Here is a 24,383-nt window from a genome sequence, read left to right on the forward strand (position 1 = left end):
TGCTCGACTTGTTGTGTGGAGTGGAATCAGAAAGTGTGACGAATGCCGATCATTGCCGCTGTGGCTGACCTGCCTTCCGGAACTGGCGCGCCGTAGATGATTGTCTGGCTCATGTCGCCGTGGTTATCGACGTAGCCGACCTGCGCGTAGGTAAGGGTGTTCTTGGACAGGTTGTATTCGGCGCCCAAAGCGTATTCCGCCGAGTGATTGGCTCCAACGTTCCTGTCGTGCAGGTAATAGAAGCCCGAGGTGACCTTGAAGGTCGGGCTGAACTTGTAGCCGAGCCCTCCGGAGAACATCTCCAGGTTGAATCCTTTAGGCCCGCTCGTATTTACGGGATCCCGGGCGCGGCTGTATGACGACGATACGGAGAGGCCACGGAACGTGTACTGCGCACCAAGATAGTAGAACTGATTGTTGTTCAGACCAGTCGACGGCGCGGTGACGATGGTGCCAGTGGACGTCGTCGTGAACGGGTTGGTGTCATGTCCGTTGTAGTACACGGCCGCGAGGTTCAGGCCGTAGTTCGAGTACTGCAGCACGGCCGATTCGCGCGTGCCGCCCTGGAACTGGCCCGCGACGCCACCCGGCGCATACTCGAGCGCAAGCGATGCGCCATAGAACTTCGGAGACCGGTAGACGATCGCGTTGTCGTCATAGAGCGCGCCAATCGGGCCGTTCGTGCTTGTGCCCTGCCAGCCCGCAGCCTGGTTCATGCCGAGCCAGCCGGTCAGGACCGAGCCGAAATACTGGGCGTTGCGAACGTCGGTGTCGGCCATCGCGTAGATCATCGGCACGATCTGCCGGCCCAAGTCGAGCGAGCCGTACGGAGACGAAACGCCCACTGTCGTCTGCTGGTTGAACATCGCGGTGGCGGTCGGCGCATCGGCCAATCCGGTTTTCCCGCTGCTGCTGTTGAAGGCCCCTTGCAGTTTGAAGTTGACCTTGTAGCCACCGCCGATGTCCTCGGTGCCTTTCAAGCCCCAGATGCTCGAATAGATGCCGCCGTCCTTCAGTTCGTAGACATGCCCAAGATTGACTTTGGACTGGAAGTTCCCCGCATTCGCGCTCTGATAGAGGAACCCGGAATCAATGACGCCATACAGCGTCACCGACGATTGCGCATAAGCCGCACTTCCAGTTGCAGCCAATGCGGCCGCAGCGATCCATTTAGATTTCATTGCGTCTCCAATTTTTGTGCTTTAAACAACCCGTAACGACGTACGTCGATGTAGAACCCGAAAGATCGCCTGCTGGCTCACGACGCCAGCAGATAGTCCTGAAACTGTTCGCGTAGCTGGTTCTTCAACACCTTGCCGGTGGCGCCGAGCGGCACCGCGTCGACAAACACGACGGCGTCCGGTGTCCACCATTTCGCGATTTTTCCCTCGAAGAACGCCAGCAACTCCTCACCTGTCACCTGTGCATCAGGCTTCTTCACCGCGAGCAGCAGTGGCCGTTCGTCCCACTTCGGATGCTTTGCCGCAATGCACGCCGCGCACGCGATTGCGGGGTGCGAGCTTGCGATGTGTTCGATCTCAATCGAGCTGATCCACTCGCCGCCAGACTTGATCACGTCCTTGCTGCGATCAGTGATCTGCATGAAGCCGTCGGCGTCGATGGTCGCGATATCGCCAGTCGGGAACCAGCCATGCGCATCGGCATCAATCCGCAGCGGGTTTCCGCCATCGTTGCGGAAGTAGTTGCGCACTACCCATGGGCCGCGTACCAGCAGGTCGCCTGAAGTCACGCCGTCCCAGGGCAATTCCTGTCCGTCCCCGCCTAAGATCTTCATGTCGACGCCAAACACTGCCCGGCCCTGCCTGGCTTGCACGGCGTGACGCTCTTCCGGGCTCATGCCATGGTGTCGCGCTTTCATCGCGCCAACGGTCCCGAGTGGACTCAGCTCAGTCATGCCCCATGCGTGCAACACTTCCACGCCGTACCCGTCCTGGAACTTGCGCAAAACGGCGGGCGGACAGGCCGCGCCGCCAATGACGGTGCGCCTCATGCTCGAGAATGTCAGGCCGCCTTGTTCGAGATGAGTCAGCAGGCCTTGCCATACCGTCGGCACGCCGGCTGCGAAAGTGACCTGCTCGGCTTCAAGGAGCTCGTACAGCGATTGACCGTCCAGCCCCGGGCCGGGGAAAACCAGCTTGGCCCCGACCATGCACGCAACGTACGGGAGACCCCATGCATTGACGTGGAACATGGGCACCACCGGCAGGATCACATCGCGTGCCGAGCAGTTCAGCGCGTCCGGCATGGCAGCAGCAAAGGTGTGCAGCAGCGACGAGCGATGGGAGTACAGCACGCCCTTCGGGTTGCCGGTCGTGCCCGACGTGTAGCACAGCGTGCAGGCAGTGTCCTCGTCAAAATCCGGCCACGTGTAGTCCGGGGAATGCCCTTCGACCAGGTCTTCGTAGCACAGCAGGTTGGCAATTCCGGAATCCTGTGGCAGGTGCGCGCGGTCGGTCATTGCGATAAACGCCCTGATCGTCCTGCAGCGGCCAGCAATCGCTTTCACCAACGGCAGGAAGGTCAGGTCGAAGAACAGATACTGATCTTCCGCATGGTCGGCAATGTAGGCGATCTGATCCACGTGCAGGCGCGGATTGATCGTGTGCATCACCGCCCCCATGCCGGAAATGCCGTAGTACAGCTCCATATGGCGATAACCATTCCACGCGAGCGTGCCGATGCGATCGGACGCCCTGACGCCGAGGCTCACGAGTGCATTGGCCACCTGACGGGCACGACGGTGACAATCGCGGAAGGTGTAGCGATGAATGTCACCCTCGACCCGGCGCGACACGATTTCCGTATCGCCATGATGGCGATCCGCATGCTCGATCAACGAGGAAATTAACAACTGCTTTTGCAACATCAGGCCGTTCATACGGTAGTCCATTCTCTGTTACGGGGTCACGGGCCGCTGCCGACAGTCACACCTTTTCGTGGCGGCGGCGTTCGAGCAAGGCTGCGACGTCTGCCTTTTGCTGGTCACTCATCCGGTCCCAGCGACTAATCTCCGGTAGCGTTCTCCAGCACCCCTGGCAGAACTTATCGTTATGATCCATTCTGCAAATATTGATGCAGGGATTGCCGGCGGGTTCGCCCGGGTTCATCGCGCTTCTTCCGTCATATCACTGCACCGCCATTCGGGCTGATGATCTGGCCGACCAGGTAGTGGTCGCCGGCCAGGTAGGTCACCATCGACGCGTATTCCTCCATCGTGCCCAGACGTCCGGCGGGACAGAGCTGCCAGAACTGGTTGCACTTCTCCTCGCCGGCGGCCTCAAAGTAATTCGTAAATTCGGGAGTCGCCACACCGCCCGGCGCCATTGCGTTGACGAAGATATTGGCCCCTGCCACTTCTGCGGCGACCGACCTGGTGAAGGCAACTACGGCACCTTTGGTGGCGCTGTAATGCGGGCTATGCGCGCTCATGGCCGAGATCCCGGCTATCGACGCGATGTTGATGATCCTGCCGTCGCGCTGCGGCTCCATCAGCCTGAGCGCTTCGCGTGTGCAATAAAACAGGCCATGCACGTTGACGTCCCAGTAGCGATGCCACTCTTCGTCGCTCATGGCACTGGTGAAGCCCAGGGACTGCCGCGGCACGGGCGTGGTCATATACGCGTAGTGCCTGTTGCGGCGCCCGGTATCGACCGGGCTGTTCGGTACAAGCGCGGCATTGTTGACAAGGATGTGCAGCGTGCCGAAGCGCTCGACGATGCGGGAAAACATATTGGCGACTTCGCTGCTCGACGACACGTCGCAGCGCAGCGCCAGACACGGCGCGCCGGCCGCTTCTACCGCTGCGCGCGTCTCTTCCAGCGCAGGCATGTCGATGTCGCAAATCGCGACGCTTGCGCCGGCTCTGGCGAGGTCGATGGCAATGGCACCGCCCATGCCGCGGCCGGCACCGGTGACGAGGGCGACACGCCCTGCCAGATTCTGGCGTTGGCTCTGCATTTTCATGACCTCACAGGTTGTACATTTTCAAGCGCGAGCATTCGCTGCCTGCGTGAGGCACGCGCCGCCAGTGCGAAAAATAGTGCTGAACTGATCGCCAGCGCGTCGGTGGCAATCAGTACGCCAGTCAGCGGAGCGGTCACACCCGCCTTGATGAAATAGTCGGCGGCCATACCGACGACCACGGCGCCGATGGCCAGAGCGAATACATTGATTGCCAGCATCGTGAAGCCGGTGACCGTCGAGCGCATGTTCTGCGGCGTCATGTTCGCAAGCGCCGTCATGCCCGGGCCGTACACCGCCAGCGGCAGGAAGAATCCGGCACACATGCCGATGTAGAACAGGGGCGACCCGGTAGGTGTGAAACGATATGCCAGCATCAACGGCGCGCAGATCACGACGATGAGTGCCATGAAGCTCGCATGTCCTCCGCGCAACTTTCGCGCCACGCGATCGCTCATGACGCCACCTACCGCCGCGCCAAGCGTGCCGAACACCAGTTGTAGCGTGCCGATCCGGGTGGCAATGCCAGCCGCGTTCATGCCGCGTTCGTTGACGAGCCATAACTGCGTGAAGGCGAAGCTGGCAAAAACCAGATGGACCAGCACGAAGCCAGTGATCATGAAGCCCAGCGCCGGGGTGCCCCTAACGATGCGCAGGACCGCGAGCACCTGTGGCAGGAAGGCTGCGCCGCGTTCCTGCGGCGAGAGCCGGCTGCGGTCTTCCTTGAGCAGCGCCAGCGGCAAGGCGATGGCGACGCCGACGATGCCCAGGACATAGAACGTAGTGCGCCAGCCGTGCGTCGCACCAAAGCTGCCGGCGAGCAGGAAGCTACAGCCGATTCCCAGGGGGATGCCCATGAAAAACAGCCCCATTGCCGCGCCTCGCCTCTGCTCGGAAAAGAGCTCAGCCAGCAGGGCCACCGCGGCGGGTACCAGGGCCGCTTCGCCGCTGGCCACGAAAAATCGCGCGACGACCATCTGTTCGAAGTTTTGTGCATGGCCCGAGGCCAACGTGCAGGCGCTCCAGATCAGCACGCCGGCGGCAATGACGCGGGTACGGCTGAAGCGGTCTGCCAGCGTGCCCATGAACATCGCCATCACGCCGAAGCTCAGTACCCACACCGCGCCGACCAGAAAGCCATATTGCGCATTGCTGAGCACCAGATCCTTGATGATCTGCGGCGAGAATCCGAGCAGCATGTTGCGGTCGATGTGCGCCAGCAGGTGGATCACCAGCAGCGACGCCAGAATGGCAGGCGGGCTTTTTTTCCAGTACATCATCTGTCTCCAGAACTGAGGGGCGTGGGTTGCTAGCGAGACAGCGCGCAGTACGCTGCCGCGTGCCGTCTTGCGACCCTCTGTCAGGCGGCCTTGCGTGCCGCCCCGCCGCGCTGGACGGGCGTGCGGTTCGGCACCATGCCTAGGTTCTTCAGCGTCTCGTCGGTGCTGCCCCAATGCGTGCCGATCTGGTAGATGCGGTGGGCATCTTCGCCGCTGGCGATGTCGCGATTGAGCTCGCGCGCAATGCGGACCATCTGTTCGATCTGCTGCACCGAGGTCGCGCGTTCGCCGTCCGGGCCGAGCAGCGTGTCCTCGATGCCGACGCGCACGTGCAGGCCCATCGCGATCGCCATCGTGTTCATCGGCACCACATACCGGCCCAGCGTTTCGAGCGTGAGCACGGCGCCGTCCGGGGTACGGCGGGCGAACTCGAGCATGTCCGCCGGATGCAGCCCGGCCGCTCCGCCACCAATCGCGACGTAGTTGAGGATCAACGGGCCGGTGTAGGTCCCAGCGCGAATCAGGCGCTCGACGGTTTCCAGTTGCGTCAGGTTCCCCAACATGAAGTGCGGCTGGATGCCGCTAGCGACCAGGCGTCGGAGGTGTTCGACGTGCCAGGACGGATTGGACGGCACGATCATGTCGCGGTAGGCAGCCTGGTACGCCGGATTGGCCAGCGAGGTGCCTGCGTAGTCGGCCTCGACCAGCAGCTCCATGATGTTCATCTGGCTGGTGTTGATCGCCACCGTCACCTGATCAGGCCGCGGATCCAGTTCGGCCAGCATGTGGCGCGTGTCGTCATTGGCCCACTTGGCGGCCAGACCTTCATCCTCCGGTGCGAACGAGATCGAGCCGCCAACCTGCAGAACCATCTTAGGCACCGCTTCGCGCAGGCGGGCCAGCATCTCGTTGAACCTGGACAGACGCTTGCTGCCCTTGCCGTCAACTTCGCGGACGTGCACGTGCAGGACGGTCGCGCCCGCGTTGTAGCAATCGACGGCTTTCTGGACCTGTTCGTCCATCGTGACCGGGATATCCTCCGAATCGCCGGGGATCCATTGCGGGCCGTACGGCGCCACCTGAATCACGAGTTTTTCCTGATTTTCAGGCAGCAGGGAATCGTCCAGGAAATGCATGTTTGTCTTCCTCTTTAGTGGGTTCGTAGTGCTGGGTTCGGGCAATTAGGCGGCAACCTGGGCGCCGGCAGTTTTGGCCTGCTCGATGGCCGCCAGCTCTTCAAGCAGGATCGGCGCGCCAAGGCTGCTCGAATGGATGCCAAGGACGCTCACCGCTTGCAGGACCGCTGCAATTTCTTCCCGGGTGGCGCCCAGCTCGAGCGCCTTACGGATATGGCGACGTGTGCCGGGCGCATACATGTGCGTGCAGGACGCATCGACCGCTATCGCGAGGAATTCGAAAACCTTGGGCTCGAGCACGCCCGACATCACGGGGTGCATGCCCATCACCATGAATTTCTCGGCCCACGCGGGATCGAGTTCGGCAATCGCGTCCCAGGCGGGATTCCAGTTGCCGGTCGCGCGCAGCTGGTCGCAGACCGGTGTGGCGCGGCGCTCCGTCTCGTTGCTCATCGTTCGTCTCCTTGACTTCTCGAATCGCACAATCGCATGAGTGCGTCGTGCATCAATGGACTCAAGTATCGACGTCTGGCGAACGGCGGTTTGACATGCTGGGGCAAAAAATTTACATTTCGGGACAGCAGGGGAAAACCATATGGTCTATTTGCTTCGTAGCGCGTCCCTGACCAATTACGTCGAGGTGGCTCGATCGGTGGGCGTGGATCCGTATGAGCAATTGCGCTATGCCGGCATTAGCCGGTCGGCGTTGCTCGATCCAGACATCATGGTTCCGGCCGATGCGGTGGGACGATTGCTGGAGAGGTCGGCTCGGGCCGCTGAAATTGAGGATTTCGGTCTGCGCATGGCGGAGACGCGTCATCTTTCCAATCTTGGTCCGCTTGGCTTTGCGGTCCGTGAACAACCGACACTTCGCAAAGCGCTGGAATCCATGGAGCGCTACCTGAGGCTGCACAACGAAGCGCTCGTCATGCGCCTCGAGGAAACGGAGGGACTTGCCATCATCCGGGAAGACCTCATGGGCGGCATTCCGGGCTCCGTGCGCCAGGCAACGGAGTTGGTGCTGGGCGTCATGTACCGGATGCTGAGCATGATTCTTGGAACTGCCTGGAAGCCGCGCACGGTCTGCTTCACACATGAGGCTCCCGCCAGCCTTGTCGTGCACGCGCGCGTGTTTGGCGCACCTGTCTCGTTCAACCAGGATTTTGACGGCGTTGTGTGCCTCGCATCTGATCTGGACGCCGCGATTCCAACCTATGATCCGGTCCTGGCGCAGCAGGTGCGCCGGTACATGGATTCAATGCTGCTTCAATCCAACGCAACAATGTCCGACAAGGTACGGAAGCTGGTTATCGCACTGCTTCCGTCCGGCATCTGCTCGGTCGACCGGGTAGCACAGGATTTGGGCGTGGATCGCAGGACCGTGAATCGTCACCTCGCGCATCACGGCGAAACCTATTTGTCGATTGTCGATGCGGTGCGCGTTGAGATGGTGGTTCGATATATTGAAAGCCGCGACCGGCCGCTGTCCGAAGTCGCGACGCTGTTGGGCTTCTCATCGTTGAGCGCGTTTTCCCGCTGGTTCGGCGGCCGCTTCGGCTGCAGCGTTTCGGCGTGGCGCAGCAGAAAAGGACAACGAAGCGGTGGCACCGACGATGCGCTTGCATAGCAGGCAGCGCATTGGGCCGCGAATTCTAACTGTCGCCAAGCGGGGTTTCGGGATGTCATCCTCACACCGCTTCCTTGCCGGTCCCCGCCGTTATCTGAAAGCCCCGCCCGGTCATGAGACCGGCGTCGTAGGCCGCTTCTAGCGCTCTCGCGAGGCTATCGACGCGCACGATGCGTAAATCGGCGCTCGCCTTGCCGCTCAGTTCGAACGTCGTGATGCCGAGCGCTTCATGCGCGATCGACAGCAACAAGTCCAAACGTGCGTCGTGTTCGATGGTGGTGTTCATGTTCGGCTCCTGACATGCGACATTGCACTTATCAGCTTAGGCAATAATTGCCTAAGCAATATGTGACGTTCCGCCGCATATTGAAGCTCTTCTCGAAATTGGCCCGCCCGACGTCAAAGGTGCGGGCGGCCACTATCCGCCTTACTGCCCTACGACTCGCGCGCCGCCATGCATCGCGGCACGCCGGCGCTTGAACACATAGCCGGCCCACATCACGACCAGCCATGCGGGCACGAGCCACACTGAGACCGACAGGCCCGGCGTCATCGCCAGAATCACGAGGATCAGCGCCATGAAAGCGAGACAGATCCAGTTGCTGACCGGAAACCAGAACGACTTGAACACGAGCGTTTCGCCTGCCGCCACCATCGCCTTGCGCGACTTCAGATGCGTCAGGCTGATCAGCGCCCAGTTCAACACCAGCGCGGCCACTACCAGCGCCATCAGTAAACCGAGCGCTTCAGCCGGAATCAGATAGTTGATGATCACGCAGGTAAACGTAGCGAGCGCCGACAAACCGATCGCCATATACGGCACGCCACGCCGGTCGACCTTCATCAGCGCACGCGGCGCGTTACCCTGTTCCGCGAGACCGTAGAGCATGCGGCTATTCGCATACACGCCGCTGTTGTACACCGACAGCGCCGCGGTCAGCACCACCACATTGAGAATGTTCGCGGTCAGCGTCGAGCCGATCTGCGAGAAGATCATCACGAACGGGCTGCCGCCGGCCGCCACCTGATTCCACGGATACAACGAGAGCAGCACCGCCAGCGAGCAGATGTAGAAAATCAGAATCCGGTAGATCACCTGATTCACGGCCTTCGGAATGCTTTTCTGCGGGTCGGCCGCTTCAGCAGCCGTAATGCCGATCAACTCGAGGCCGCCGAACGAAAACATGATGACCGCGAGCATCATGAACAGGCCATGAAAACCGTGCGGGAAAAAGCCGCCGTCGGCCCAGAGATTGGTGATCGAGGCTTGCGGCCCACCATGGCCGCTGATCAGCAGATAGCCGCCGAACAGGATCATGCCGATCACCGCCACCACCTTGATGATCGCAAACCAGAATTCGGTTTCGCCGTATGCTTTGACGTTGGCGAGATTAATCGCATTGATGATGGCGAAGCACACCAGCGCGGAGACCCACGTGGGCACCCCCGGCCACCAGTAATGCACGTAGGTGCCGACTGCGGTCAGTTCGGCCATGCTCACGAGCACATACAGTACCCAGTAGTTCCAGCCGGACAGAAAGCCGGGGAAATCGCCCCAATACTTGTAGGCGAAGTGGCTGAACGAACCGGCAACCGGCTCCTGCGCGACCATTTCACCAAGCTGCCGCATGATCATGAAGGCGATGATGCCGCCGATCGCGTAGCCGAGAATCATCGACGGGCCGGCTGCCTTCAACACGCTGGCGGAGCCGAGAAACAAGCCGGTGCCGATCGCCCCGCCCAGCGCGATCAGCTGGATGTGACGATTCTTAAGCCCGCGCTTCAGGCCGTCTTGCTGCTGTGCACTATTCAAAATTGCGCCCCAGTGTATGGATATCGATCACCCGATCGGACTTATGGTCCGCCCCGGCAGAACCTGAAATTTTACCGTGCCCGAAATTACCTCAATACTGGGAGCAACCCGCGCTTGGTTCTGCGCCGCACTTAACGGCAAGGATAGTGATTGTCACTGGCGTGGTGCTTCTGTATGTTGCCCTAGTCGAGGTATCCGCCTTCGGAGATTCAACATGTCGCCCAAACGTCTGCTTTGCGCCGCTGCTTTGTGTCTCTGCTTCGCCGGGGCGGGTGCCCTCGCGCAAACTGCGGCGCCTACGGCAGAACCCGCCGCCGAACCAGCCGACATGCCGGGTATGGAGTCGAGCGCGCCTGAAGCGCCGCCCCCTCCACCCGCCGCACCGGCCGCAGTTCCCGCTCCCCCTACCGCCGCCCCCGCTGCACCCGCCGCCGCAAGAGCCCCCACACCATCCGCAGCGCCGATGACCGGCCCCGTACGCAATGTCGTGCTGGTTCATGGCGCGTTCGTCGACGGGTCGAGCTGGAACGGCGTCGTCGCGAAGTTGCAGCAGAAGGGTTATCACGTGAGTTCGGTGCAGAACCCGCTCACGTCGCTCGCCGATGATGTCGCGGCCACCCGCCGCGTCCTCGCGCGCCAGGATGGCCCGACCATCCTGGTGGGGCATTCATGGGGTGGTGTCGTGATCACCGAAGCCGGTGCGAACGCACCGAACGTCGCGGGTCTCGTTTACGTGGCGGCGATCGCGCCGGACCTGCATGAATCGACAATGGACCTGATGAAGCGCGCGGCGCCGATGCCCGCGAACCAAGGCATCACAGCAGACCCGACGGGCTTTCTGTGGCTCGACCGCAGCAAGTATCACGCCGACTTCGCCGCCGACGTGCCCGAGAATCTGACGCGCGTGCTCTCCGCCGCGCAACAGCCGATCGCCGCCACGGCCTTCAGCGAAACGGTCAGCCACGTAGCGTGGAAAGAAAAGCCGTCGTGGTATGTATTGACGACCAAGGACCGCGCGGTATCGCCCGCGGTCGAAAAATTCATGGCCGACCGGATGGGGGCGAAGGTCATACCTATTGCATCGAGCCATCTTGCGCCGGTGTCGCATGCGGCCGCTGTTGCGGACGTGATCGATCGTGCAGCGCGGGAGTTGAGCCGGCAACAGTAGGCAGTGGCCGGCTCCAGCGCCCCTCAGCGCAACATGAACGACATCGCCGATAGACAATTCAACATGCGCACCGCGTGTTCCGCCGACTCCGCGCTAAAGCGCAACGTAACGGCATCCACACGCGTGAGCGTCGGCCATTGGCAGAACAGATCGGCAAGCGCGGTAGTTTGCACACGCAACTCGCACTCGACGGGCTTCGCGATAGCACGCGTGGCGTGCGGCGCATGACCCTTGTCGATTGAATGCCGCACCACTTCGCGTGCGGCAGTTTCGATTGCATCGCGAGCGCTTGCCGGCGTTTGCGTGACGCCGCTTGCATGCCCCGTCGCGCTCTTGGTGACGACAAAACGCGCGCCGGGAAAACGTGGCGCGGTCTCCTCAGCGAACACATCGTCGCCGGATAAAAGCGCTACACGTGCGCCATATTCTTCCGCCAGGGCTCCATACAATCCTGCCTCGCCGACTTCGACACCGTTCATCAAGACGCGCGCGAACGCGAAGCTGTTGATCGTGTGCGAGAGAATGCCGAGCGTTTGCGACCTGGCGTGATAGCCGATCATGAACACCAGCGCCGCGCCGTATTCGAGGCCGGCCATCATGCCGAGTGTGCGCGGTTTGCCGAGCACGACCTGGGCACGCGCATCGAGCAGATCGGGTAGCAGATTGCGGAACCCGCCGTGCGAATCGTTGACCCAGACATGCGTCGCACCACCTGCGAACGCGCCTTCAATCGCGGCGTTGGCCTCGAGTGTCATCCAGCGCCGCGCGGCTTCGTATTCGCCGTTGCCCGCACGCGTTTGCTCGGGATGGAACACGCCGGCTACGCCTTCGATGTCGGCGGAAATCAGGACTTTCATCAGGAAGATTGCTTGAGAAGTTGAGCGAGGTCGGGCGCTGTGTCGTGCAGCGATAGGCGACGATGGTTGTCACGGCCCGTCACCGACGTGGCACGCCACAGCGCATCGACGATCGCTTGCTCGACGCTGTCCGCGCAGGCACGGAAGAGCGGATCGAGGCGCGCATCGGCGAGCACGGGCGGCAGCGCGACAAAGTCGGATTCGTGTGGCACGGTGTAGGCCGTCGAAAACGCCAACGCGATGTCGCCGCTGCCGTGCCCGTACACCGAGCCGGTTCGTGCGAGACCGGCCGCGGCGCGCAGCGACAGCCGCTTGAGTTGGCGAGCGTCGAGTGGCGCATCAGTGGCGACGATCATGATGATCGAACCTTGCTCGGGTTTCGAGGCTGTCGCCTGGATCGCCGAATTCGCTGATGTTGCCACGGCCGCCGAGCCAGCTGCGACAGATTTGGCTGCGCGTCCGGCCAGCACGCGGCCGAGCGGCGCGCCGTCGATCGTCAGCATCGGCAGGCGGCCGAAGTTCGCGAGCACCAGTGCGCCGACCGTATAGCTCCGCCCTGCTACGTCAATGACGCGCGATGCGTTGCCGATTCCGCCCTTCAGATCGAAGCAGGACATGCCACGGCCAGCGCCAACCGAACCGCTCGCGACGTCAACGCTTGCCGCGTCGCATGCATCGTTATAGTGCTGTTCGCTTACCGCTAAAGCCTGAATGTCGTTCAGGTATCCGTCATTACATTCGAACACCAGCGGATTGACAGTCGACCACTCGCGTCCGATTTGCGGATTGGCGCGAATTGCAGCGCGAATCTGCGCTTGAGCGACCGCAGCAACACCGAACGTATTGGTCAACGCAATCGGCGTTTCCAGCACGCCGAGTTCTTCGACTTGCACGAGCCCGATGCTTTTGCCAAATCCGTTGATCACAGAAGCAGCCGCGGGCACCTTCGCGATAAAAGGATCGCCAGGATGCGGACGGATCACGCTCACGCCGGTTTGCACTGCGCCTTCATCCAGCGTGCAATGCCCTACGGTCACGCCTTCGATGTCGGCAAGCGTCCCTCGCGGGCCACTTGGCAACACCCCGATATGCGGCGCCTTCTCACCGGCAGTTTCGGTCAACCTCATGGCCGGTCGAGCTTCGGATCGAGCGCATCGCGCAAACCGTCGCCGAGCAGATTGAACGCCAGCACGGTGAGGAAAATCGCCAGACTCGGAAACAGCGCGATATGTGGCGCGGTAACCATATCGGCGCGCGCTTCGTTGAGCATCGCGCCCCACTCCGGCATCGGCGGTTGCGCACCGAGTCCGAGAAACGACAAGCTTGCCGCCGTGATGATCGAAGTACCGATTCGCATCGTGAAGTACACCACAATCGATGAAATCGTCCCCGGCAGAATATGCCTCACGATGATGGTCCAGTCCGATGCACCGATGCTGCGCGCCGCTTCGATATACGTGAGTTGCTTGAGCATCAGCGTATTGCCGCGCACGAGCCGCGCAAACGCCGGGATGCTGAAAATCGCCACCGCACAGATCACATTGATCATGCCATTGCCGAGAATCGCAACCACACCGATCGCCAGCAGAATGCCGGGAAACGCGAACAGCACATCGGCGACACGCATGGTGATGCGGTCCCACCAGCCTTCGTAATAACCGGCCAGCAAGCCGAAGAATGTGCCGATCACCGCGCCGATCGCCACCGACAGGAAACCGGCCTCAAGCGAAATACGCGAACCCGCCAGAATGCGGCTGAAAATATCGCGGCCCAGCGAATCGACGCCGAACCAATGCGCGGCCGAGGGCCCCGCGTTCAGCGCGTCATAGTCGAAGAAATTCTCGGGGTCGTACGGCACGATATGCGGCGCTAGAATCGCGACCGCGACCAGCAGCAGCACGAAAATACCGGCGCCGAGCGCCACATGCTGCTTACGGAATTTGCGCCAGAATTCACTCCACGGCGTGCGGATCGCGCTTTCTACGAGGGCGGCCTTGGCCGCATTCGCCTCGGTGACTGAGATGCTCATGCGGGCCTCACTTGAAACGGATGGTCGGGTTGATGACGGCGTACAGCACGTCCACAACCAGGTTGATAATGATGAACTCAAGCGAGAACAACAGCACTTCGGCCTGAATCACGGGATAGTCGCGCATCGCCACGGCATCCACCAGCAGGCGTCCGAGACCCGGCCAGTTGAATACCACTTCGACCACGATCGAGCCGCCCAGCAGAAAGCCGAATTGCAGCCCCATCATCGTGATGACGGGAATCATTGCGTTGCGCAGGCAGTGTTTGACGATCACGAGCCGTTCGGGCACACCCTTGGCGCGCGCGGTGCGCACGAAATCTTCATTCATCACTTCGACGAACGAGGCACGGGTGAAGCGCGCCATCACCGCCGCCACCGCCGCGCCGAGCGTGAGCGACGGCAGTACGTAGCTCTTCCAGGAACCGTCGCCGACAATCGGCAACCAGCCGAGCTTCACCGAAAAAATCTCCATCAGCAGCATGCCGAGCGCGAACGCGGGAAACGAAATACCCGACACCGCGAGCGTCATGCCGAGCCGGTCCGGCCAGCGATTGCGCCACACGGCTGAGACGATGCCGATACCCATGCCGAGCACCACCGCCCACACCATGCTCGCGAGCGTAAGCAGCAGCGTCGGCATGAAGCGCTCGCCAATTTCCTGACTGACCGGCCGCTTGCTGCGCGTGGACGTGCCGAAGTCGCCATGCGCGATCTTCACGAAGAAGTTGGCGAATTGCTGCGGCATCGGCTTGTCGAGACCGAGATCGGCTCGCACCAGCGCAACGGTCGCTTCGTCCGCTTCGGGACCGGCCGCGAGGCGCGCCGGATCGCCGGGCAACAGATGCACGAACAGGAACACCAGCACGGCGACGATGAAGAGCGTCGGCAGCAGGCCAAAGATACGTTTGACGAGGAAGTTCAGCATGAAACCCAATCCGGCAATGATGCGGGTAACGAGAGATCTCTCAGAGCAGTACGCGACCGTCCGGCTCGTGCATTCGTGAAGAACACGCCGCGCCGGACGGTCAGCTCATCACTTGATCGCAATCTCGTCGAAATTGAACGAGCCGTCCGGCGCAACATACGCGCCCGACAAACGCTTGCTGCGCGCATACACAACCTTTTCCTTAACGAGGAAGATCCACGGCGCGTCGGCCCAGATGCGTTTTTGCGCGTCGGTGTAAAGCTCCGCCTTCTTTGCTCGGTCGGTGGTTTCGAGCGCCTGCTTCAGATCGCTGTCAACGGTGTCGTTCTTGTAGTACGCGGTGTTGACCATCTTCGGCGGGAACGAGACCGATCCGAGCAGCGGCGTAATCGCCCAGTCCGCTTCACCCGTCGACGACGACCAGCCCGCGTAGTACATCCGCACGGGTGCGGTCGCCGGGTCCTGCGCGCTTTCCACCTTCGCGACACGTTGACCCGCTTCGAGTGCTTCGACCTGCGCCTTGATGCCGACTTGCGCCAACTGCTGCTGCACGAACTGAATCACCTTCTGCGCGGTCGAGTAGTTATACGCGGACCACAATGTCGTTTCGAAACCGTTCGGATAACCCGCTTCCTTCAGCAGCTCACGCGCCTTCGCCGGATCGTACGGCCACGGGCCGAGCTTCACTGCGTAATCGACACCTTGCGGCACCACGCCATCAGCCGGCGTCGCATAACCGGCGAATGCAACCTTTGTCAGCGCGTCCTTGTTGACCGCGTAGTTCAGCGCTTCACGCACCTTCGGGTTGTCGAACGGCTTCTGGTTGACGTTCAGGCTGATATAGCGCTGGATGATCGACGGCGACGCGATCAAATCGACCTTCGGGCTCGACTGCAATTGCGCGGCCTGTTCGAACGGCACCTGGAACGCGAAGTCCGCTTCGCCAGTGCGCATCAACGCAGCGCGCGTGTTGTTGTCGACCACCGGCTTCCAGTCGATTGCATCGACCTTCGGATAACCCTTCTTCCAGTAGCCGGCGAATTTCTTCACCGTCAGGTCGCCTGCCGGGTCCCACTTCACCAGTTCGAACGGGCCTGTGCCGACCGGATGGAACGCGATGTCCTTGCCGTACTTCTTCAGCGCGTCGGGCGAAATCATGACCGCCGACGGATGCGCCAGCACGTTGACGAACGCCGAGAACGGCGCCTTCAGGGTGATCTTCACCGTGTACGGATCGACCACTTCGGTCTTCTCGATGCGGTTGAACATGTTGTAGCGCTTGAGCTTGTTCGCCGGATCGGTCACGCGGTCGAAGTTCGCTTTGACTGCAGCGGCGTTGAAGTCAGTGCCGTCCTGGAACTTCACGCCGTGGCGCAGCTTGAATGTGTAGACCTTGGCATCCGGACTCGCTTCGTAGCTATCGGCCAGCACGTTGACCAGTTTCATGTCCTTGTCGAAACCGAACAGGCCTTGATAGAACGACTTGGCAACGGCTTGCGACAGCGTGTCGTTCGCGTCGTACGGATCGAGCGTAGTGAAGGTCGACGCAACGGCCATCACCGCCGTCGTATCAGCGTGCGCCACATTGCCCGCGAGCATCGCGAACACCACCGCGCCGCCGCTGACCAGCGCGCGCAAACGAAACGGAGAAGACGGGACCAGCAGGTTCATGAGGTTGGCTCCAGACTGCGAAGTGAAACAGGGTTATGTGCTGCGAGAGAAAATGGCTTTGCTTCAGGTTTGGCGCTTCGTTCAGGTCTGCGCTCGGGTCTATGTTCGCGTCTAGTTCTAGTAAGCGCCGCCGACCCGATGCTGAGCCACGAAATGATCCGGTCCAACCGCGACCAGTGGCGCCACGATCGGTTGGTCGTTCAGTCCGCGGATCGGGCTCGGAATCTCATCGGCGGCGAGCATGCGTTTCGCGTGACGGCGTGCCGGATCGGCGACCGGCACCGCGCCCATCAGCTTCTTCGTGTACGGGTGCTGCGGCGCTTCGAATACCGCGCGGCGCGGACCGATCTCGACGATCTGGCCGAGATACATCACCGCCACGCGATGACTGACACGCTCCACCACCGCCATGTCGTGCGAAATGAACAGATACGCGACACCGAGCTCGCGTTGCAGGTCGAGCATCAGGTTAACGATCTGCGCCTGCACGGAAACGTCCAGTGCGGAGACGGATTCGTCGGCGATCACGACTTTCGGATTCAATGCCAGAGCACGCGCAATCGCAATGCGTTGCCGCTGTCCGCCCGAAAATTCGTGCGGATAGCGCCGTGCGGCTTCGGGCGGCAAGCCGACCTTTTCGAGCAGCCACGCAACGCGTGCTTGCGCCTCCGCGCCTTGAGCAACGCCATGCACGAGCAGCGGCTCCATGATCGAGAAGCCGACCGTCAAACGCGGGTTCAGCGATGCGAACGGGTCCTGGAAAATAAACTGGATATCGCGGCGCAGCGCTTGCAACGCAGGGCCTGTGAGCGAGCTGATTTCCTTGCCGTCGAATTCGATCGAGCCGCTCTGGCTTTCGACCAGACGCAGCAGCGAACGGCCTGTCGTCGATTTACCGCAACCCGATTCGCCGACCAGTGCCAGTGTTTCACCCGGGCGCAGATCGAAGCTGACTTTCTCGACCGCGTGCACGCGGCCCGTCAAGCGTCCGAACACACCGCTCTTGACTGGAAAGCGCGTGACCAGGTCACGCACCCGCAAAATCGGCGGCGTGCTGTCGTGAATCAGCGGTTGTGTTTCTTTCGCTACAGCGGCCGCGGGACGAACGGGCTCGTCGGTGCCGGTGAGCGCCGCCTGCTCGACGGTCAGAATCGGAAACTTGGCAGGCAGATCGGTGCCCTGCATCGCGCCAAGGCGCGGAACCGCGGCAAGCAACGCCTTCGTATAAGGATGCGATGGCGCGGCGAACAGCACATCCGACGCCCCCTCTTCCACTTTCTCGCCGCGATACATCACCAATACGCGATCGGCCACCTCGGCGACCACACCCATGTCGTGCGTGATGAAGATCACGCCCATGTTCATCTCGTCCTGCAGGCCGCGAATCAATTGCAGGATCTGCGCCTGGATCGTCACGTCGAGCGCGGTAGTAGGTTCGTCGGCGATCAACAGTGCGGGCTTGCACGACAGCGCCATCGCGATCATCACGCGTTGGCGCATGCCGCCGGATAGCTGATGCGGAAAACGGGCGGCCACCCGGCGCGCTTCGGGAATGCGCACGAGTTCGAGCAGACGCAGCGTTTCGGCGTGCGCGGCAGAACGGCTCTTCCCTTGATGCAAGGCAATTGCTTCGCTGATCTGATCGCCGACCGTGAATACCGGATTGAGCGAGGTCATCGGTTCCTGGAAGATCATCGCGATGTCGGCGCCGCGAATCGAACGCATCGCGCCGGACGACGCTTTCGCGAGGTCGAGCACGCTGCCGTCGCGGCGCCGGAAGGCGATGCTGCCGCCGGCAAGGCGCCCACCGCCATGCTCGATCAGCCGCATCAATGCAAGCGATGTCACCGATTTTCCCGAACCCGATTCGCCGACGATCGCCAGCGTTTCGCCTCGCTCGACCGTCAGCGAGAGATTGCGCACCGCGTTGAAGGTCTTGTCGCCGTTGCGAAATGCGACCGACAGATCGTCGACCGCAAGCACGCGTTGCGGCGGCAAGGTTTCGATAAGCGGGCGAGCGGTGTGCAATGAAGTCGGCACGATGGTTCCTTTGGATTCGGACGCGGCTAACAGTGGTTCAAGCGAAAGTTCTAGCAACAGTTCAGACGAAGGCGCAGCGCGACAGCATTAGCGATAGATCGCCGTCACCGGCGTCTCACCGATCCGCGCGAAACCGCGATACATACCCTCGGTATTGAACGGCAGCGTGACGTTGCCGCGTGCATCGACGGCGATCAGACCGCCGCGTCCGTCGATCTTCGGCAGACGGTTCATCACCACGTCGTGCGCCGCCTCTTCGAGTGAAACGTTGCGGTACGCCATCTGCGCCGCGACGTCGTACGCCGCGACCATGCGCATGAACATCTCGCCGGAGCCGGTGGTCGAGACCGCGCAGGTTGCGTCGTCCGCATAGCAGCCCGCGCCGATCAGCGGCGTATCGCCGACCCGGCCCACCTGCTTGTTCGTGACGCCACCCGTCGAGGTCGCGGCCGCCACGTGCCCATGCTGATCGAGCGCGACCGCACCCACGGTGCCGAACTTGCGATTCGGATCGATCGGCTCGTGCGGCGTGGGATCGTCGTCGCTCGAAGATGACGCGGAGGCCAGCGTCGCGCCGTCGTGATCGAGCACCACGCGATCCTGACCGCGTGCAAGCTGCCACTGGCGATGACGCGCTTCAGTATGGAAATACTCAGGCTCGACGAATTCGAGTCCTTGCGCGGCCGCGAAGGCTTCTGCGCCTGCGCCGGTAAACAGCACATGCTCGCTGCGCTCGAGTACGCGGCGCGCCGCCAGAATCGGATTGCGTAAGCGCGTCACACAGCAGATCGCGCCGGCCTCGAGCGTGCTGCCGTCCATGATGGCCGCGTCGAGTTCATGCGTGCCGGCCGCCGTGTAGACCGCGCCACGGCCCGCGTTGAAGAGCGGGCAGTCTTCGAGCAGACGCACGGCTTCGCTGACGGCGTCGAGCGCGCTGCCGCCGTCGGCGAGGACGCGTTGTCCCGCGCTCAACACGGCGTGCAAGGCAGCGTGGTAGTCGGCTTCGGCGCTCGCCGACATCGATGCGCGCAGGATCGTGCCTGCCCCGCCGTGAATGGCAATGACTGCGTTGGAGTTCATTTTTTGGCTTTCGTGGTACGGGTGGTACGGGTTGAAGCGCGCACAGGCTGCTCGCTTGTGCCGGCACCCGTCGTTTGCGGATCGGTGAGCCAGGGCAGCACGAATTCGGAGACCTCGGCGGCGGCCTTCACCGAGCGTTTCGCCCGATAGGCGACCGCGTCGCACAGCGCTTCGATGACGGCCAGCACGGCCGAATCGGCGTTGGCCGCGAGCCGTCGCTCGGAGCGGATATAGAGCGAGAGATCGGCGAATTGCGCGAGCGGCGAGCGCGGGCCGTCAGTCAGCGCAAGCACGCGTGCCCCGCGACTTGCCGCACGCCTCGCGAGTTCGATTGTGTCTTCGACGTAACGTGGAAACGCGATCCCGATCACCAGATCGCCTTCGTTCGAAGCGAACAGACGCCGCGCGGCATGCGACGGTCCGCCGACGAACGCGAGCGACTGCACGTTGTCGTGATACGGCATCAGGCCGTGCTCCATCAGGCCAGCAAGGAACGCGCTCGAACCGGCGCCGAGCACGAAGACGCGACGCGCGGAGATGATCGCTTCTACAGCGGCCTCGGCGGCGGCGCTGTCGATCGCTGAGCGGGTGGATTGCAGATTGGATGCAGCCTGTTCGAGCGACGCGTCGATCAGATCGTCGCCGGAGGCGAGCGATTCCTGCGCGCTACGCAGCCGCTCTACCGGCGCGAGCGTCGCTTCGAAACCGCGTACGAGCGATTCCCGAAACTGCGGATAACCGTCGAAGCCGAGCGCGCGAGCGAAGCGATTCGCTGTCGCCACCGACGCACCGACCACACTCGCCAATTCGTCGATGCGCATGGTCGCCGCACGGAACAGATTCGCCAGCACGTATTCGCCCATGCGCCGATGGATCGGCGTAAGGGTCGGCATCGCTGTCGCGATACGCGCGGCGATGGCCTGCTCGGCGGGGTTCGATGCAACGGACGAGTGATGAATCATGCGAGCGAGCCGGCGTGGTGGTTGCCCTCCAAGAGGACTTCCTTCCGGGCGTAATGAAAATGAATGAAAGTATATTTACATAGAAACGCATCAGAAAAAAATTCATTTTCATTTTCAAGGGTTTTCACGGACGCCAGCAGGCACATCGAGATGCAATGCGGCGGTCCGATGAAAACGGGTTTTCATTGCGCGACTGCTGCGCCCTCGGGAATGTCCGCAAGTCGCGCCGCCGGCGACATGACGATAATCAGCGCCTGCACAAGGAAAGCCATGGCAGCCGCGACCAGACATGCATCCATCCCCCAGCGCGCGCTGATCGCCGCACCGAGCAATGCGCCCAGCGGCCGCGCGCCAAAGGTCGCGGTGCTGTTGAGCGCCGAGACGCGGCCCATCATCCGTTCAGGTGTGATCGCCTGGCGCAGCGTGGTCGAGCCGACCACCCACAGAATCGGTCCTGCGCCGAGCAGGAAAAAGCTCAGCATCGCGAGCCAGAACGACGGCGTGACGATGGTCGCCACCATCACGAGCGAGGCGAGCAAACCGCACGACGGTCCAATGATCAACACGCGGCCGAACGCGAGGCGTCGCGCGATGGCCGGTGCGGCGAGCGCGCCGCACACCATACCGACACCGTACGCGCCGAGCGTCACGCCGACCATCGACGCGCTCAAGCCCAAACGATGCACGGCGTACGGCACATACACCGCTTGCAGTACGAAGAAACCGAGGTTGAAGAAGATTGCGGTGGCGAGCATTGGACGCAGCAGCGCGTCGCGCAGCACGAAGCGCGTACCGTCGCGCAGTTCCAGCAGGAAGTGACGCTGGGGAGCGGCCGCTCGCGGCGGTTCGCGCAGCCCCGCGAGCAACGCGACGGCCAGCGCCGATAGTCCAGACGCACAGCCATACGCCCATCCCGCGCCGATCCAGCCGACCAGCAGTCCGCCGAGTGCAGGCCCCGCTGAATACGCGACGCTGCGCGCCAGTTCGAGACGGCCGTTCGCGCTGGCGTAGGCCTCGCGCGGCACGATCGAGGGCACCAGCGAAGGCGCCGCGACGTTGTAGGCAACCGTGCCGGTTGCGGCAATGAAACCGAGCGCGGCAAGCAGCGGCAAGCTCAGCGAGTGCGTCATCACAAGCAGCAGCACGCACAGCATCGCGACCACGCGCACGCTTTCGGCGAGCGCCATCAACGTGCGGCGCGAGCGGCGGTCAGCCCATACGCCGAGCGGAATCGACAACAACAGGAACGGCAGTGTCTGCGCGGTTTGCAGCAAACCGGTCTCGCGCGCTCCAGCGCCGAGCGCGAAGACGGCGACGAGCGGCGCGGCGGCGAGGCTGATCTGCTCGGCGGATTGCGCGACCAGATTCGACCATGCGAGCCGCTGGAATGCGGCCGGCAGACGGATCGCGGATGAAGACGACGAAGAAGCGGCGGGCATCGATGAACTCCTGCAACGGAATGGGAAAGCTCATCGTGTTCGCAATGGCGCCACGCGGCGCTCCGCTTCTTGCGGTGTTATTCTTCGCTCGCCATGAATCTCGAAAGCATCCTCTTCACTCAAGGTTTCGGCTCGCGCCGCCAATGCCGGGCACTGATCAGCGACGGCCGCGTGAGCATCGGCGGCGCCGTCTGCGCCGATGCCGACGCCGATTTTCCAACCGATGACAGCACGTTCCGCTTCAGCGTGGACGGTGCCGTCTGGCCGTATCGCGAGCACGCCTATCTGCTTCTGAACAAGCCCGCCGGCTACGAATGTTCGCGCGATCCGCAGCATCATCTGAGCGTGTTCAGCCTGCTGCCACCGCAGTTCGCCGAGCGCGGCGTGCAATGCGTGGGCCGTCTCGATCAGGACACCACCGGCCTCCTGCTGCTCTCCGACGACGGCAAGTTCGTTCACATGTTCACGTCGCCGAAGCGCAAAGTGCCGAAGTTGTACATCGCGACCACGCGCCACCCGATCGACGACGCCCAATTGCGTGCCTTGCGCGACGGCGTCTTGCTGCACGGCGAGCCCAAGCCGATCGCCGCCGTCGACGCCCAGGCCCGCGGCGAACACGCGCTTGCTCTTACCGTGATGGAGGGCAAGTATCACCAGGTCAAGCGGATGATCGCGGCGGCCGGCAACCGTTGCGAAGCGCTACATCGCGAGCGGATCGGCGGACTCGCGTTGCCCGCGACGCTCGCAGAAGGGGCGTGGCAATGGCTCGACGAAACCGACCTCGGATCTTTACGGAGCGGGTAAACCGGTAGGGCCCTTTTAAAGCCTTGATGCATCAGGAGAATCGTGTGCGCGCCCGCACACAGGCCCTGCGGGACACCTGATTACACGCTGCATCGCAACATGCTCTTCCTTACAGCTCGCCCTATACTCGTTTAAACAAAGACTACAAAGAGTTCAAGGAGGGGCGCCATGGTCATCTACGACACCATCGCGATCTCGTATGTGATGATCGCTTTCACGTGCCTCGGGCTGGTTCTGATCGGCGGACTGCTGGTCATGATGCGGCTACGGCACAAGTATCATCCGAACCTGATCGGCGCACTGATCGGCGCACTGCTGTGCTTCCTGTTGCTGGAGGCGTTGCCGGCACTGACGTAAGCCAGTGAGGCCGCGCGACGTCGACGTCCTCGATCGGCGCGGCGTGACACACGCGCAATTTCGCCGGACATTGCCCGGCGCGGCGACTAGTTGCCCTCAGCCGAATACCTTGAAACGCGCCGCCTAGGGGCGTGTTTTCGTCGCTCTACCCGCGTCACGCAGATAATCTTCAACGCTCGGATACCGCAAGCGCACGCGCAGCTCCTCTTTGAGGCGCTTGTTCACAAGCCGCCTCGACTCACGCATGAAGGACAACAAGGTCGGCTCGATCTGCTGCTCCGCCTCCGCGCGCGTGATGCGAGGCGCGCGCTCGAGGCCGAACGCATCGGCCACCTCATCGAAGTACTCTCCCATTTTCAGCGACGTGTCGTCGGACGCGTGGATCGCGCGCGCCGGCCGTCCGTGCGTGGCGAGGCGCACGAGGATCGCGGCGAGGTCATCGGCGTGGATATGGTTGGTGTAGACGTCGTCGGCGTCGACCAAGGCCGGGGTGCGCTTTTCCAGCCGCGCGAGCGGCAGACGGTTGCCCGCGTAGATACCTGGAATCCGCGCAATGCTCGCGGCGACCACGCCTCGCGCGGTGGCGCGCCGCAATTGCTGTTCGGCCGACACGCGACGTTTGGCGCGCGCATTGGCCGGCCGCGGCGCACGCGTCTCGTCGATCCACGCGCCGCCGCAATCGCCGTAGACGCCTGTCGTGCTTGCGTAAACAAGCCGCACAGGCGCATGCGACGCGGCGGTCCACCGCACCCGGTCGGGTACAATATTGGCTGCTTCAGATTCCGCCCACGAGGCACTCATGTTGCGCAACCCGCGGCGCAGCCGCCCTACCGGCGCGGCCGCACTGCGCGCGGCACGCGGCGCACGGTCGCGGCGCGTACTCAGCGTTGCGAGCAAGGCGCGGGTACGGCGGTCGTCATCGCCGGTCTTTTGCGGTGGCGCGAGATGCAGCACCGTCTGCGCGAGGCCGGCGAGCCGCTTCAGGCTGCGGCGCGCATCGAGGTCGCCGACCAGCGGCGTGACGCCAGCGGCGCGCAATTCGGCGCTGCGCCCGGCGTGGCTGGTGAGCGCGAAGATATGCGCGCGTGGCCGCAACAAGGGCACGCAGCGCATGCCGACGTCACCGCAGCCAACAATCAGCACGCGCGGCCGGCGTAAATTTCGTGTCGCTTTCATGGTGGACGCATTGTAGCCGTCAAGCGCGGCAGGTA

23 protein-coding genes are annotated in these 24,383 nt (G+C 62.6%); 4 read left to right on the top strand and 19 right to left on the bottom strand.

What is annotated here, in order from left to right; all coding sequences use genetic code 11:
- Positions 1–26: 26 nt before the first annotated feature.
- The 7 genes from KHO31_RS04830 to KHO31_RS04860 form a co-directional block, all read right to left on the bottom strand.
- Positions 27–1,181: a porin gene (locus tag KHO31_RS04830; protein WP_201070715.1), complete on the bottom strand. Its 1,155-nt coding sequence runs from the start codon at positions 1,179–1,181 to the stop codon at positions 27–29.
- Positions 1,182–1,258: 77 nt separating this feature from the next.
- Positions 1,259–2,899 carry a 3-(methylthio)propionyl-CoA ligase gene (locus tag KHO31_RS04835; RefSeq protein WP_201084723.1) on the bottom strand — a complete coding sequence of 547 codons (1,641 nt, stop codon included), beginning with the start codon at positions 2,897–2,899 and terminating at the stop codon, positions 1,259–1,261.
- Between the two features lie 46 nt (positions 2,900–2,945).
- Positions 2,946–3,128 carry a DUF1289 domain-containing protein gene (locus tag KHO31_RS04840; RefSeq protein ID WP_201070720.1) on the bottom strand — a complete coding sequence of 61 codons (183 nt, stop codon included), beginning with the start codon at positions 3,126–3,128 and terminating at the stop codon, positions 2,946–2,948.
- 13 nt (positions 3,129–3,141) lie between these two features.
- Positions 3,142–3,984 carry an SDR family NAD(P)-dependent oxidoreductase gene (locus KHO31_RS04845; RefSeq protein WP_236071085.1) on the bottom strand — a complete coding sequence of 281 codons (843 nt, stop codon included), beginning with the start codon at positions 3,982–3,984 and terminating at the stop codon, positions 3,142–3,144.
- Entirely contained in the window at positions 3,981–5,258 is a 1,278-nt protein-coding gene (locus tag KHO31_RS04850) for an MFS transporter (protein WP_201071117.1), read from the bottom strand. The genes KHO31_RS04845 and KHO31_RS04850 overlap by 4 nt, the downstream gene beginning before the upstream one ends.
- 83 nt (positions 5,259–5,341) lie before the next feature.
- Positions 5,342–6,397, bottom strand: coding sequence for a BKACE family enzyme (locus KHO31_RS04855; RefSeq protein WP_201107691.1), 1,056 nt, complete (start codon positions 6,395–6,397; stop codon positions 5,342–5,344).
- 45 nt (positions 6,398–6,442) lie between these two features.
- Positions 6,443–6,850 (bottom strand): carboxymuconolactone decarboxylase family protein, encoded by a 408-nt coding sequence (locus tag KHO31_RS04860; protein WP_201070723.1) that lies wholly within the window; start codon positions 6,848–6,850, stop codon positions 6,443–6,445.
- 142 nt (positions 6,851–6,992) lie between these two features.
- Here KHO31_RS04860 and KHO31_RS04865 point away from each other — a divergent pair, with 142 nt between their 5' ends.
- Positions 6,993–8,024 carry an AraC family transcriptional regulator gene (locus tag KHO31_RS04865; protein ID WP_201070726.1) on the top strand — a complete coding sequence of 344 codons (1,032 nt, stop codon included), beginning with the start codon at positions 6,993–6,995 and terminating at the stop codon, positions 8,022–8,024.
- 61 nt (positions 8,025–8,085) lie between these two features.
- Here the strand turns inward: KHO31_RS04865 and KHO31_RS04870 are convergent, their stop codons facing one another.
- Positions 8,086–8,310: a DUF6900 domain-containing protein gene (locus KHO31_RS04870; RefSeq protein ID WP_201070729.1), complete on the bottom strand. Its 225-nt coding sequence runs from the start codon at positions 8,308–8,310 to the stop codon at positions 8,086–8,088.
- A 141-nt stretch (positions 8,311–8,451) separates the two neighbouring features.
- Positions 8,452–9,837 (bottom strand): amino acid permease, encoded by a 1,386-nt coding sequence (locus tag KHO31_RS04875; RefSeq protein WP_201070732.1) that lies wholly within the window; start codon positions 9,835–9,837, stop codon positions 8,452–8,454.
- Between the two features lie 214 nt (positions 9,838–10,051).
- Here KHO31_RS04875 and KHO31_RS04880 point away from each other — a divergent pair, with 214 nt between their 5' ends.
- Complete coding sequence (locus KHO31_RS04880; RefSeq protein WP_201107692.1) at positions 10,052–11,005, top strand: alpha/beta fold hydrolase; 954 nt, start codon at positions 10,052–10,054, stop codon at positions 11,003–11,005.
- Positions 11,006–11,028: 23 nt separating this feature from the next.
- Here the strand turns inward: KHO31_RS04880 and KHO31_RS04885 are convergent, their stop codons facing one another.
- From KHO31_RS04885 to KHO31_RS04925, 9 genes are all read right to left on the bottom strand, one after another.
- Complete coding sequence (locus KHO31_RS04885) at positions 11,029–11,862, bottom strand: M55 family metallopeptidase (RefSeq protein WP_201107693.1); 834 nt, start codon at positions 11,860–11,862, stop codon at positions 11,029–11,031.
- The gene (locus KHO31_RS04890) at positions 11,862–12,989 is read right to left on the bottom strand and encodes a DmpA family aminopeptidase (protein WP_211622817.1); all 1,128 of its coding nucleotides are present in this window, start codon (positions 12,987–12,989) and stop codon (positions 11,862–11,864) included. Before KHO31_RS04890 ends, KHO31_RS04885 begins: the two co-directional genes overlap by 1 nt.
- Positions 12,986–13,891, bottom strand: a complete 906-nt coding sequence (gene gsiD, locus KHO31_RS04895; protein ID WP_201107695.1) for a glutathione ABC transporter permease GsiD — start codon at positions 13,889–13,891, stop codon at positions 12,986–12,988. The genes KHO31_RS04890 and gsiD overlap by 4 nt, the downstream gene beginning before the upstream one ends.
- 7 nt (positions 13,892–13,898) lie before the next feature.
- Positions 13,899–14,819: a glutathione ABC transporter permease GsiC gene (gsiC, locus tag KHO31_RS04900; protein WP_201107696.1), complete on the bottom strand. Its 921-nt coding sequence runs from the start codon at positions 14,817–14,819 to the stop codon at positions 13,899–13,901.
- 108 nt (positions 14,820–14,927) lie between these two features.
- On the bottom strand, positions 14,928–16,490 hold the full coding sequence (gene gsiB / locus KHO31_RS04905) for a glutathione ABC transporter substrate-binding protein GsiB (protein WP_211622819.1): 1,563 nt from the start codon (positions 16,488–16,490) through the stop codon (positions 14,928–14,930).
- Between the two features lie 117 nt (positions 16,491–16,607).
- Entirely contained in the window at positions 16,608–18,530 is a 1,923-nt protein-coding gene (locus tag KHO31_RS04910; RefSeq protein ID WP_211622821.1) for a dipeptide ABC transporter ATP-binding protein, read from the bottom strand.
- Positions 18,531–18,617: 87 nt separating this feature from the next.
- Complete coding sequence (locus KHO31_RS04915) at positions 18,618–19,610, bottom strand: isoaspartyl peptidase/L-asparaginase family protein (RefSeq protein WP_201084726.1); 993 nt, start codon at positions 19,608–19,610, stop codon at positions 18,618–18,620.
- Positions 19,607–20,572, bottom strand: a complete 966-nt coding sequence (locus KHO31_RS04920) for a MurR/RpiR family transcriptional regulator (protein ID WP_201070755.1) — start codon at positions 20,570–20,572, stop codon at positions 19,607–19,609. Before KHO31_RS04920 ends, KHO31_RS04915 begins: the two co-directional genes overlap by 4 nt.
- Positions 20,573–20,754: 182 nt before the next feature.
- Positions 20,755–22,011 carry an MFS transporter gene (locus KHO31_RS04925; RefSeq protein WP_201070758.1) on the bottom strand — a complete coding sequence of 419 codons (1,257 nt, stop codon included), beginning with the start codon at positions 22,009–22,011 and terminating at the stop codon, positions 20,755–20,757.
- 93 nt (positions 22,012–22,104) lie between these two features.
- Here KHO31_RS04925 and KHO31_RS04930 point away from each other — a divergent pair, with 93 nt between their 5' ends.
- Both KHO31_RS04930 and KHO31_RS04935 read left to right on the top strand, forming a co-directional pair.
- Positions 22,105–22,815: a pseudouridine synthase gene (locus tag KHO31_RS04930; protein WP_211622823.1), complete on the top strand. Its 711-nt coding sequence runs from the start codon at positions 22,105–22,107 to the stop codon at positions 22,813–22,815.
- Between the two features lie 168 nt (positions 22,816–22,983).
- Positions 22,984–23,172, top strand: a complete 189-nt coding sequence (locus tag KHO31_RS04935; RefSeq protein WP_201070765.1) for a hypothetical protein — start codon at positions 22,984–22,986, stop codon at positions 23,170–23,172.
- A 123-nt stretch (positions 23,173–23,295) separates the two neighbouring features.
- Here the strand turns inward: KHO31_RS04935 and KHO31_RS04940 are convergent, their stop codons facing one another.
- Positions 23,296–24,348, bottom strand: coding sequence for a Rossmann-fold NAD(P)-binding domain-containing protein (locus tag KHO31_RS04940; RefSeq protein ID WP_201070768.1), 1,053 nt, complete (start codon positions 24,346–24,348; stop codon positions 23,296–23,298).
- Between the last annotated feature and the right edge of the window lie 35 nt (positions 24,349–24,383).

The organism is Paraburkholderia domus (assembly GCF_905220705.1).
In the GTDB taxonomy this organism is placed as follows: Bacteria; Pseudomonadota; Gammaproteobacteria; order Burkholderiales; family Burkholderiaceae; genus Paraburkholderia; species Paraburkholderia domus.